Source organism: Vibrio syngnathi, assembly GCF_002119525.1.
Taxonomy (GTDB): domain Bacteria; phylum Pseudomonadota; class Gammaproteobacteria; order Enterobacterales; family Vibrionaceae; genus Vibrio; species Vibrio syngnathi.
Genome location: NZ_CP017916.1, coordinates 1,154,746 through 1,167,132, shown reverse-complemented (window position 1 = coordinate 1,167,132; position 12,387 = coordinate 1,154,746). Strand labels below are relative to the sequence as shown.

Sequence of the window (12,387 nt, the reverse complement as noted above, 5' to 3'; positions counted from 1 at the left end):
TGTAAAGGCAAAGTGAATGAATCTGTTTTGTAGAACGAGTATATGAGGTATTAAACCATCGATTTCAGAGCTTCGCGAATCAACTGTTCGCTGGTCATGCCATCTTTAGCCACTTGAGAAACCACCTTAGAAGCTTGCGTCGGCTTGTAACCTAATGCAAGTAGTGCACTTACCGCTTCTTCTTCAGCGTCGTGGACTGTCGGCATAGAGTCAATAGGTGCAGCATCTGTCGCAGGAGTAAACAGATCACCTGCGCCCCACCCTTTCAGGCGGTCTTTCATTTCAACAACCAAACGCTCAGCCGTTTTCTTACCAACACCCGGCAGTTTAACCAATGTTGAGATATCTTCACGTTCAACACTCTGAACAAACTGGCTAGCCGTCATGCCTGAAAGTATGCCAAGTCCGAGCTTAGGACCCACACCGTTTGCTTTGATGACTTCACGGAACAACGCTCGCTCTTTAACTGTATTGAAACCATAAAGCAGCTGCGCATCTTCACGAACGACAAAGTGAGTGTAGATTATCGCCTCTTCGCCCACGTTTGGTAATTCATAAAAACAGCTCATTGGCATTTGAACTTCATAGCCAACACCACTCACTTCAATTAGTAACTCTGGTGGCTGTTTTTCTATTAATGTACCGCGTAGACGTCCGATCACAATTCACTCTCTTGATGGAATATTATTTGGGGAACAGAATATAAAAGAACTGGATACTTATCCAGTTCTTTGTGTTTTTTGAAGTGAATAATTTGGGCTTGGAGAGCTACATGCTTGGAAAACTATAAGCTTGGAAAACACATGGCTCAGGGTTTTAGAAAACGCCACGACCTAGATTAACGGTAACGCCCTTTTCTTGCGCCAGTTGCTTTACCTGCCAATGCAACCAAGGTTTTATTGGTGTTAGCGTGAGTGATCGCTACGCCTAGCGCATCGGCAGCATCAGCCTGTGGTTTAGCAGGTAACTTAAGCATGCTCATCACCATGTTCTGAACCAGCGACTTATCAGCACCGCCATTTCCTGTCACAGCTTGCTTAATTAAACGAGCCGCATATTCATGTACAGGTAAATCCGCATTCACCGCTGCCACAATCGCACTACCACGAGCTTGTCCAAGCTTAAGTGCAGAGTCAGCGTTCTTCGACATGAAAACTTGCTCGATCGCAAACACATCCGGCTGAAACTGGGTGATGATTTCGCTTACGCCGGCGTAAATCTGTTTTAGTCGACCCGGTAGCTCTTTTTCTGACATACGAATACAGCCACTACCTAAATAATATAGGTGGCGACCATTTTGACGAATCACGCCATAGCCGGTAATACGCGAGCCAGGGTCAATCCCTAAGATAATAGACATAACTTCAATACTGATTATTTATACATACTTTTCAGCTTAGTATATCGAACGCAAAAAAAAATGCCCGTCAAATTAACGGGCATTTTCTAATTTAATCACAAATCTTGGCTAATTAATTCAGAGCTCTCTATCAACTAGGATCTCTTCATCAACGAGAAAGATAATAGGCTTACGCTTGCTCTTTCTTCTCTGCCAATTTAACAGCGATTGCTAGCTCTTCCAGTGATGCTGGGTTTGCTAGGCTTGGCGCGTCTGTTAATAGACATGCTGCAGCTGTTGTTTTCGGGAATGCGATAACGTCACGGATGTTCTCTGTACCACAAAGAAGCATAGCTAGACGGTCAAGACCGAATGCTAGACCTGCGTGTGGTGGCGTACCGTACTTAAGCGCTTCAAGTAGGAAACCGAACTTCTCTTGTTGTTCTTTAGCTTCGATACCTAGGATACCGAATACAGCCGTTTGCATTTCTGCGCTGTGGATACGTACCGAACCGCCGCCGACTTCGTAGCCGTTGATTACCATGTCGTATGCATCAGAGTTAGCTGCTGCTGGGTTTGCTTTTAGCTCTTCTGCGCTCACACCAAGTGGTGATGTGAATGGGTGGTGCATAGCGTGTAGGTTGCCTTCGCCATCTTCTTCGAACATTGGGAAATCAATAACCCAAAGTGGAGCCCACGCTTTCTTGTCCGTTAGCTCTAGGTCATCGCCTAGCTTAATACGAAGTGCGCCCATTGCTTCAGCAACGATGCCCGCTTTGTCTGCGCCGAATAGAATGATATCGCCAGATTCAGCTTGAGTGCGCTCAAGAATACCGTTGATTACGTCTTCGCTTAGGAACTTAGCAACTGGAGATTGAATACCTTCCATGCCTGCAGCACGGTCGTTAACCTTCATCCAAGCTAGGCCTTTCGCGCCGTAAATGTTTACGTGTTCAGCGTAACCGTCGATTTGCTTACGAGTTAGCTTAGCACCTCCTGGAACACGGATAACCGCTACGCGACCTTTTTCGTCGTTAGCTGGGCCAGAAAATACTTTGAACTCAACGTCTTTAACCAAGTCAGCAACGTCGACTAGCTCTAGTGGGTTACGTAGATCTGGCTTATCAGAACCGAAACGACGAATCGCTTCAGAGAAAGGCATTACTGGGAATTGACCTAGTTCAACATCTAGAAGTTCTTTCCACATATCGTGAACAAGCTTCTCAGTCACGTTACGCACTTCTTGAGAAGTCATGAAAGATGTTTCGATATCGATTTGAGTAAATTCAGGCTGACGGTCAGCACGTAAATCTTCATCACGGAAACATTTAACGATTTGGTAGTAACGGTCAAAACCAGACATCATCAGCAGTTGCTTGAACAGCTGAGGAGATTGAGGAAGTGCGTAGAAGCTACCTTTGTGAACACGGCTTGGTACTAGGTAGTCACGAGCGCCTTCAGGTGTCGCTTTCGTTAGTACTGGCGTTTCGATGTCTAGGAATAGGTTCTCGTCTAGGAAACGACGAACGAAGCTAGAAGCACGCGCACGAAGCTTGATACGGTCGCTCATTTCTGGACGACGAAGATCGATGTAACGGTACTTAAGACGCTGCTCTTCAGAGTTCGTTTGGTTGAAGTCTAGTGGAAGCGCTTCTGAACGGTTGATGATCTCTAGACCAGTCGCGTAAAGTTCTACTTCACCCGTCGCCATATCTTTATTTACTTGGCTGTCCGGACGAACGCGTACTTCACCAGTAAACTTGATACAGAATTCATTACGCAGTTGGTTAGCGATCGGGAAGATATCTTTCATATCTGGATCGACAACAACCTGAACGACGCCTTCACGATCTCGCATATCGATAAAGATAAGACCGCCTAAATCACGGCGACGGTTTACCCAGCCGCACAATTCTACAGTTTGTCCCGCCAGGGACTTGTTCAGGTTACCACAGTAATGGGTACGCATAATGAATTTCCCAATCTCTTAATTATTTACTAATTTCCAAGCTGTCAGTGGTCATTCCACACAACAGAGCAAAGGAACATTTATACGCGGAAACTCGCTTAAAATCGACCTTCCACATTCGAATTTATTGTGTTTTATCTGGCTTTGCTGCTTTTTAGCCCATCAAGTGCGCAAAGATTCATCAAAACCGAAAAAATTGCGCTAATTATATCTCGAAAGTACCTTAATCAGCAAAACTCTCGTACAGTAGTTTTTCATTTCAACTTAAAAACTTTTTGTGATGACAAATGGCGTAACGACTAACGGTGTAATGACGATGGAAACTTTACCTTTAAGACTTGGATTAACCATGTGGTCTCACTCTGAGTGGCAAAGTCAGTTCTATGGCAAGGGAACCAAGCCTGCTGAACGCTTAGAAAGGTACACACAAGTTTTTCATACCGTTGAGGGCAACACGACCTTTTACGCTACGCCAAGTATGTCGACAGTTCATAACTGGAAAGCCGCCAGTCACGATGATTTCAGGTTCACTTTTAAGTTACCCAAGTTCATCACCCACCAGCAACAACTCAGACATTGCCAAGGGGAACTCAAAGAGTTCTTGATGACTATGTCTCCACTGCATAGCCGTATTGGTCAATGGACAATTCAATTGCCCCATAGCTTCGAACCCAGCATGCTCCCTGCCCTGCAAAAATTTTGTACATTATTCCCGAAAGATATGCAGCTTGGCGTCGAAGTTCGACACTTGGGTTTCTTTGACAAAGGCGACGCAGAAAAACGCTTCAATCAATGGCTGGTTGAAGAAGGCATTAATCGTATTATCATGGATAGTCGCCCTGTTTTCTCTGCACCACCAACCACAGAAGCGGTGATCGATGCGCATCAGAAAAAGCCGCGCGTTCCCGTTCATGCCATTGCGACGGCAAACAATCCGATGGTTCGTTTTATTGGTCATCCAGATCAGGAACCCAATCTGGCCTTCTTTAAACCTTGGTTCGCGAAATTACCAACTTGGTTAAATGAAGGTAAGCAGCCTTATTTAATGATTCACACACCAGACAACAATCACGCCCCTGAGTTGGCTATTGCTATCTATAAGCAATTACAGACGCAAGCTGCTGAACACACAAAGATAACCTTGCCTAATTTGGCGGAGTTTCCTGCTCAAAAAGGCGACCATCAAATCTCGATGTTTTGATAGTAAACAACTACTAACAAGCGTTCACTTTCATCAATCTCAGTTTTCGTGACACAAGCGATTTTTTTACGTAAAATACGTCCCCTTTTATTTGGTATGAATTCTGTGCCAATTACGCTGACTGTCGAGAGAGAATGCAATGAGCAACAAAGACAATATCTTTTCCGCTCCCATTGATAAAATTGGTGATTTCACCTTTGATGCAAGGGTTGCTGAAGTATTCCCAGATATGATTCAACGCTCGGTTCCTGGATATAGCAATATCATCTCTGCTATTGGCATGTTGGCTGAACGCTTCGTAAAACCGCACTCAAACATCTACGATTTGGGTTGCTCTCTTGGCGCTGCGACACTTTCTATGCGCCGCCACATCCAGCAAGAAGGTTGTACGATTTTTGCTGTCGATAATTCGGAAGCCATGGTTGAACGCTGTAAGCTGCATGTAAACGCCTACCGAAGCGATACGCCAGTCGAAGTCATCGAAGCTGATATCCGTGAAATCGAGATTAAAGACGCTTCAGTTGTTGTGTTGAACTTCACCTTACAGTTTTTATCACCAGACGACCGCTACGCGCTGCTTGAAAAGATCCATGCTGGATTACGTCCGGGCGGTATTTTGATTCTGTCAGAAAAGTTTGTGTTTGAAGATGAAAGTTCAAATGAACTTCTTATCGATCTGCACCATGATTTCAAGCGTGCAAATGGATACAGCGAGCTTGAAGTCAGCCAAAAACGCAGCGCTATCGAAAATGTGATGCGTCCTGACTCGATTCCAGTTCATAAGCAGCGTTTTGAAAAGATTGGCTTCTCAAGCAGCGAAGTGTGGTTCCAATGCTTCAACTTTGGTTCGATGTTCGCGATAAAGTAGATGTTCGCGATAAATTAGATATTTTCGATTAAGTAACAGTCGCCACACAGTTAGCACGTACTAGAACGTCATCCTCAGAGTGAGGAACACGCGAGTTGGGAAACTCTTATCAAAACGATAAACCGAGATTCTCTTCCATGTTCGTCCCTCACTGCAGGGAATGACAAATTTAATTTTTATTTTGGGGTTTATTGACCCTATTAACTCAGTGAAAAACTATGTTTAATTTTGCCAATTTTTATCAACTCATTGCCCAAGACACTCGCCTTCAGCCGTGGCTTAATGTTCTTCCTCAACAGCTGACAGATTGGAAAAATGCAGAGCATGGTGACTTCGACCGTTGGATACGTGCACTAAACAAGATCCCAGAAAGTGTGCCAGACCAAGTTGACCTGAAAAACTCAGTAACGATTGGCAGCTCTACACCGTTTCACACTGGCGAGCTTAAAAAACTAGAAAGCTTGTTGAAGACCTTCCACCCATGGAGGAAAGGGCCTTACACCGTTCACGATATTCATATCGATACGGAGTGGCGCAGTGACTGGAAATGGGACCGTGTACTTCCGCATATTTCACCGCTTAAAAACCGTTCTGTACTCGATGTAGGTTGCGGTAATGGTTACCACATGTGGCGTATGTTAGGTGAAGGAGCTCGTCTGACCGTAGGTATCGATCCTTCCCACCTTTTCTTGGTTCAGTTTGAAGCTATCCGTAAGCTGATGGGCGATGATCAACGCGCTCACCTTTTACCTTTAGGTATTGAACAACTGCCAAAGCTAGAAGCTTACGACACTGTGTTCAGCATGGGTGTGCTTTACCACCGCCGTTCACCGCTCGATCATTTGATCCAATTGAAAGACCAGTTGGTATCTGGTGGCGAGTTAGTGCTTGAAACGTTAGTGATTGAAGGTGACGAAAACGCTGTACTTGTGCCTGTTGACCGCTACGCGCAAATGAGAAACGTGTACTTCTTCCCATCTGCTCGTGCACTGAAACGCTGGCTTGAGCAAGTTGGGTTTGAAGACGTTCGAATCGTTGATGAAAATGTCACGACTATTGGTGAACAACGCACAACAGATTGGATGACACACAATTCTCTTCCAGATTACTTGGACCCGAATGATCCAAGTAAAACAGTTGAAGGTCACCCAGCACCAAGACGTGCGATTCTAGTAGCGACAAAGCCTTAAGCTCTGCTACACAAAACCATAAGCTCTGTCGTCATCCAGCCACCGTTATTTATATGTGGGAGTTTTTATAAAAAAGAGAATTAATTGTACAAAAGTTGCGCTCACGCTTAATAAGTGAGCGTCCTTAAGTGGCAATAATTTTCGTAGCGCTCACATTGCGATTCAATATGACCAGACTCTTACAATAGGATGCTTCACGCATCCTTTTTTGTGGGATAAACTTCTAAATAGTCTGAACTATTCTCTAATTTTCAAAGGTTTTTATATGTTTAAGCGATTATCGCCTATCGTGGCGGTTGGTTTGCTCTCTGGTTGCACCCTCACGAGCGGTGCTACCTACCATCAAGAAACTCTCGACGCTATTTCCCGCTCAGAGACAAACATCGCAAACAAGGTTCAAAATCTTGAACTGCAGATAAGTAATCAAAGTGACTATATTGAAAGCTTAGAAGACGAAATCACGACTCTTTCTAGCCAATTAGATGTCCACCTAACCAGCATGGAACACAGAGTTATTGATGAACTAAAAGAAGCTGACCCTGTTGCAGTTGTAGCCGCACCTATCGCTCCAACCTCACAACCAACTATTCTAGGCGGTATTGAAAAAGTATCGATCGACTCTATCAAGCAAAGCTTCGATGCTCGTGTTGATACTGGCGCAACCACCTCTTCTTTAAATGCTGTCGACATCAAAGAATTCGAACGTAATGGTAAAGATTGGGTTAAGTTCCATTTGGCAGATAAAGCACAAGCAAAAGAAGACCAAAAATGGATTGAAGCACCCGTTGTTCGTTTTGTGAAAATTCGCCAATCAACCAATGATCAGACAGAACGTAGAGCTGTGATTGAATTATGGGTGAAAGTTGGAAAAATCCATGAAAAAGCGCAATTTACATTGGCGGATCGCTCTCAAATGAGTCACCCTGTATTACTAGGGCGCGAATTTATCAAAGACATAGCGCTAGTAGATGTAAGTAAAAGATACGTACAAACGGAAGTTAAATAACAATAGTAGGGTAAGCTATGACGTCAAGAATTCCATTTTATATCTCAATTTTCCTGCTCATCGTAGCGGGTATAACACTGAGTATGTTCAGACATACAACCTACGGTGTACCCTGGACTCCAGGTGAAACTAATCAGGTTTGGGACATTGAAGCTCGTATCGAATTCAATGCAGTGGGCAAAGAAGCAAAAGTTTCACTAGCCGCACCTCACACACAGTCTAACTTTACACTTATCGGCGAGTCAGCTTCATCACCAGGCTACGGCATTTCATACTTGAATACAGATTCAGGTCGCCGTGCTGAGTGGTCAATTCGTCACGCAGACGGTCCGCAGACTATCTACTACAAGACACAGTTCTTAGTCGATAGCCAAGCGAACGTTACCTCAACACCTCCAGAAGGTGATGTGGTTCAACCAAGCTTTGATGGTCCTGAAGAAGCCGCGGCCCTTGCTTTGATTGACAGAGCAACCAAGCGCTCAGCAGACAACATCACCTTTACTCGTGAGTTAATCAAAACGCTTAACGATCCAGACAGCCAAAACTCAGCGCTGATTCTGAATAACATGACCAAAGTCGAAGCGACACACAAGCTACTTTCTGCCGCTAAAATCCACAACAAAGTCGTCGGTGTTATTGAACTGGAAGACGGACGTCGTCGCCAATCAATCCAACACATGAACCAAATTTGGGATAATAACCAGTGGGTTCTATTCTCTCCTGAATCTAGCGAGCAGCAAGTTCAACCAAACCTGCTAATTTGGGATGAATCAAATGTATCTCTATTAGACGTGGTTGGCGGTCAGAACAGTAAAGTTCACTTCTCTATGATAGCTCAGGAAGTTACTCCAACTGAAGCAACCAACAGTAAAGTATCAGCGGATCAACTGTTAAACCTTTCCATTCATAGTCTGCCGCTAGAAGAGCAAGCGATGTTTAAAACCATCATGCTGATTCCTATCGGGGCTCTGATTGTTGTGTTCCTACGTGTCATCATAGGTCTTAAGACTTCTGGTACGTTCATGCCCGTTCTGATTGCCGTGGCATTCGTTCAAACACAGTTGGTTACCGGTATTGTTGGCTTCCTACTGATTGTCGGTACCGGCCTTGTAATACGAAGTTACTTATCCAAACTCAACCTATTGCTCGTGGCCAGGATATCCGCCGTAATTATTACAGTAATTATGATTATCTCGATATTTACTGTAGTCGCGTTTAAAATCGGACTTACAGAAGGCCTATCAATTACGTTCTTCCCAATGATTATCTTGTCTTGGACTATCGAACGTATGTCTATCCTTTGGGAAGAAGAAGGGGCGAAAGAGGTAGTGCTACAAGGTGGTGGTTCTCTATTTACCGCGGTGCTTGTTTATTTAGGTATGACTAACCCGTTCATTCAACACTTAACGTTCAACTTTATTGGTTTACAGCTTGTTATTCTAGCGACCATCTTGTTACTAGGTAACTACACAGGCTACCGCCTAACTGAGCTTCGTCGCTTTAAACCGCTAGCGGAGGACTAAGTTATGTTTGATCAATTTACTTCACCGTTTAAGTTGAAAGACAAAGGCATAATGGGAATGAACAAGCGCAACCATAGTTATATTGGTCGCTATAATGATCGTTCCAAGTATCCACTCGTTGATGACAAGCTTAAGACTAAGATTATTGCTGAACAGGCTGGTGCCACCGTGCCAAAACTTATTGGCGTTATTAGCCACCAAGCTGAAGTAAAAGCAATCCACAAGATGGTTAAAGAGTGGCCTGGCTTTGTTATTAAGCCAGCGCAAGGAAGTGGCGGTAAAGGCATCCTTGTTGTGGTCTCACATAAAGATGGGGTTTACACCAAACCATCGGGCTCAACCATTAACGAAGAAGACGTAGAGCGTCACATCAGTAATGCTCTAGCCGGTCTTTTCTCACTAGGTGGTAAGAACGACGTAGCTGTAGTTGAAAACCTCATCAAGTTTGACGAGTGTTTCGAAGGCTTCAGTTACGAAGGCGTGCCAGATGTACGAATCATCGTATTTAAAGGCTACCCTGTGATGGCGATGATGCGTCTGTCCACTTCAGATTCAGATGGTAAAGCTAACTTGCACCAAGGTGCTGTTGGTGTGGGTATAGACATTGCGACAGGTAAAGCGGTTCGAGCGGTTCAGTTCGATCAGCCTGTTACACACCATCCAGATACGGGTAAAGAACTCGCGTTATTACAAGTTCCTCACTGGGAAAAGCTGTTAACTCTAGCATCAAGTGCTTGGGAAATGACGGGCTTAGGCTATATGGGTACTGACATGGTATTAGACCAAGAAGAAGGCCCTATGGTACTAGAACTTAATGCTCGACCTGGTTTAGCTATCCAAATCGCGAACGGCGCGGGGCTACTTCCTAGACTGCATCATATTGAAAACCTTGGCACGCCTGCTGAATATCCAAAACCTGCGGAGCGTGTTGCTTACGCTGCAAAACAGTTCGGTCACAAGTAGTCAAAATTTTGTCACTCAAGTTTTAGGCCAAAATTTGGGGTGTTTGGGGTTATTTCCCCTTACATCCCAACCCTTTCTATACACTTACCTCAGCAACATATTCGCGCCAAAAATAGATAAAAAGGTACTTATTTGTGCTAATTCCGCCTAGGAAGTAGAAAAATACGTACCATAAAAATCAATTAAAACCCATCAAATTTGTGTAGATACCCTATTCACTGTAAATCCCACGCATAAGTATTCACACAGCCTATTTGTAACGACTTTCCCTTACAAAACGACCAACAAATAAATTGTAACCCTATGTTAGCATACAGATAATTTAGTCAATAAAATAAGCAATAACTGTTAAGGAAATGCTCTGATGACCGTCAAAAATAAGATTATGCTAACAATTAGCGGCCTAATCTGTTTAACGATTTTAGTTATATCTACGATAGGATATTTCGAATTTAAGTCTGCCACTACGGATGACTACCGTCATAACTTGTCTACGAAATCGTTTCTTGTAGCCAAAGCTGTCGAAGGGAAAATGGAAGCGTATTTCGGCGCTTTGGAAAGCATTTCAACCAGTATCCACACTGATAGATCCGGTAACATCATGATCAACCCGATGCTGTTGAAAATGATGACGAACAGTAAAGAATCTCTTGGTGTTCTTAATATTTACATCGGTCTTCCTGATGGCAAAACTTACGACGTTAAAAATCAAGGTATCATTCCTAATTTTAATGCTAAGCAAAAACAACGCGAATGGTTCAACCTTGGTTTTTCAGGAGCAAAACGTTCCGTAACCAACCCTTATCTTGCAACGACAGGGCATTTGACCATGTCGGTTGTTATTCCTTTTAAAGCCAGAGGCGAAACGAAAGCCGTTATCGGCCTTAGTCTTAAAATGAGTGATATTACGGACTACATAAATGAGTTATCTGAAGAGCCAAACTTATTTGTCTCTCGCCAAGATGGTTTCCTTGTTGCCGCTAGCTATGAAGATTTTATTGGTGAAAATATCTATGACCTGCGACCTTCCTATCGTGAACACGCGAGTAAGATGACCAGTGAGCACTCTTACAATGTTCCAGATAAAGGCGACTTTTATGTCGTTTCGTCTCAAATTGAGTCGTTAGGCTGGAACATTTGGGCTTGGGCAAGTTGGGACGACATTGAAGCGCCTTCAAACGCCATGGTGAAAATCAATACGATTGTTGGTCTCATTTTTGCGTGTTTAGGAACAGGTATTACATTCTGGTTGGTGACACAACTGATGTATCGCCCTATTGGTGGGGAACCACAATACATCGAAGCTCTTGTTAGTCGAATTTCGTCAGGAGACCTGACCAATATCCCTAAGTTAAATGGTGATGAAACGGGGATCTACCGTTCAACTCTTGAAATGGCAGGTAACCTCCAAGGCATTATTGGCAATATTGAGCAGTCTTCAAACTCTCTCTCATCACAATCCTCATCTCTTGAGACCTCGTCAAATCAGTTAAGCACCTCATCAGAAGAACAAATGATGCAGCTGGAACAAGTTGCAACCGCGATGAATCAGATGACCGCAACTGTCGCTGAAGTCGCTCAAAATGCGATGCAGGCTTCATCATCATCCAATGAGGCAAGCCTTTCATCTCAGTCAGGCCTTGAGACTGTGGGTGACATGAACCAACAAATCAGCTTACTTGTAACGAATATTGAGCAGGTTCAAGAATCGATTCTTGGGGTAGAAAAAGAAACCCAAAATGTAGGTAGCATACTTGATGTTATTCGAGGTATTGCAGAGCAAACAAACTTGCTGGCTTTAAACGCAGCAATTGAAGCCGCTCGTGCTGGTGAGCAAGGTCGTGGCTTCGCCGTCGTGGCTGACGAGGTGCGTAACCTCGCTAACAAAACACAAGAAAGCACGAACGAAATACAAACCATGATTTCATCACTTCAAACTCAAGCAAAACAATCTGTTGAGCTTATGGTTGAAAACGCAGAGACAGCTAAAGCGACCCGTGAGAAGTCAGATCAAGCGAGTGAAATGCTGAATACTATTCAGCTCGAAATTGGCAACATTCAAGATATGAACAACCAGATTGCCGCTGCAGCAGAAGAACAATCGCAAGTGGCCGTTGAAATCAACGAAAATGTAGTGAATGTAAATGATTTGGCGCGAGCGACTGTCGATGACGTCCAGCAAAATGTTCAAACAGCGCAAAATGTTAATAATGTTTCGGACGAACTGCATCAAACGATAAAGATGTTTAAAATCTAATCTTAGATAAGCTAAACGTACCGACAACCTATACGTTAAAGCCTAAGTATCAAAACCTTCGGCTTGAAAAA

At 43.8% G+C, this 12,387-nt stretch carries 10 protein-coding genes; 7 read left to right on the top strand and 3 right to left on the bottom strand.

Translation table 11 applies throughout. From position 1 onward, the window contains the following. Positions 1 to 50 precede the first annotated feature (50 nt). The 3 genes from ruvA to aspS all read right to left on the bottom strand — a co-directional run bounded on the left by ruvA (position 51) and on the right by aspS (position 3,308). Entirely contained in the window at positions 51 to 662 is a 612-nt protein-coding gene (gene ruvA, locus K08M4_RS05525; protein ID WP_017062079.1) for a Holliday junction branch migration protein RuvA, read from the bottom strand. A 176-nt stretch (positions 663 to 838) separates the two neighbouring features. Next, on the bottom strand, positions 839 to 1,360 hold the full coding sequence (ruvC, locus tag K08M4_RS05520; RefSeq protein ID WP_086049132.1) for a crossover junction endodeoxyribonuclease RuvC: 522 nt from the start codon (positions 1,358 to 1,360) through the stop codon (positions 839 to 841). Between the two features lie 169 nt (positions 1,361 to 1,529). After that, positions 1,530 to 3,308, bottom strand: a complete 1,779-nt coding sequence (gene aspS / locus K08M4_RS05515; protein ID WP_086049131.1) for an aspartate--tRNA ligase — start codon at positions 3,306 to 3,308, stop codon at positions 1,530 to 1,532. A gap of 316 nt (positions 3,309 to 3,624) precedes the next feature. Here aspS and K08M4_RS05510 point away from each other — a divergent pair, with 316 nt between their 5' ends. The 7 genes from K08M4_RS05510 (at position 3,625) to K08M4_RS05480 (ending at position 12,316) form a co-directional block, all read left to right on the top strand. Next, complete coding sequence (locus K08M4_RS05510; RefSeq protein ID WP_086049130.1) at positions 3,625 to 4,509, top strand: DUF72 domain-containing protein; 885 nt, start codon at positions 3,625 to 3,627, stop codon at positions 4,507 to 4,509. Positions 4,510 to 4,648: 139 nt separating this feature from the next. Further along, entirely contained in the window at positions 4,649 to 5,377 is a 729-nt protein-coding gene (gene cmoA / locus K08M4_RS05505) for a carboxy-S-adenosyl-L-methionine synthase CmoA (RefSeq protein ID WP_017105755.1), read from the top strand. 218 nt (positions 5,378 to 5,595) lie between these two features. Further along, positions 5,596 to 6,567: a tRNA 5-methoxyuridine(34)/uridine 5-oxyacetic acid(34) synthase CmoB gene (cmoB, locus tag K08M4_RS05500; protein ID WP_086049129.1), complete on the top strand. Its 972-nt coding sequence runs from the start codon at positions 5,596 to 5,598 to the stop codon at positions 6,565 to 6,567. 265 nt (positions 6,568 to 6,832) lie between these two features. After that, positions 6,833 to 7,573 carry an ATP-dependent zinc protease family protein gene (locus K08M4_RS05495; RefSeq protein ID WP_086049128.1) on the top strand — a complete coding sequence of 247 codons (741 nt, stop codon included), beginning with the start codon at positions 6,833 to 6,835 and terminating at the stop codon, positions 7,571 to 7,573. A 17-nt stretch (positions 7,574 to 7,590) separates the two neighbouring features. Next, entirely contained in the window at positions 7,591 to 9,096 is a 1,506-nt protein-coding gene (locus K08M4_RS05490; RefSeq protein WP_086049127.1) for an inactive transglutaminase family protein, read from the top strand. Positions 9,097 to 9,099: 3 nt separating this feature from the next. Then, on the top strand, positions 9,100 to 10,059 hold the full coding sequence (locus K08M4_RS05485) for an alpha-L-glutamate ligase-like protein (RefSeq protein ID WP_086049126.1): 960 nt from the start codon (positions 9,100 to 9,102) through the stop codon (positions 10,057 to 10,059). Between the two features lie 364 nt (positions 10,060 to 10,423). Then, a complete protein-coding gene (locus K08M4_RS05480) occupies positions 10,424 to 12,316 on the top strand; it encodes a methyl-accepting chemotaxis protein (RefSeq protein WP_086049125.1) in 1,893 nt (630 codons plus the stop codon). The last annotated feature ends 71 nt before the right edge of the window (positions 12,317 to 12,387 follow it).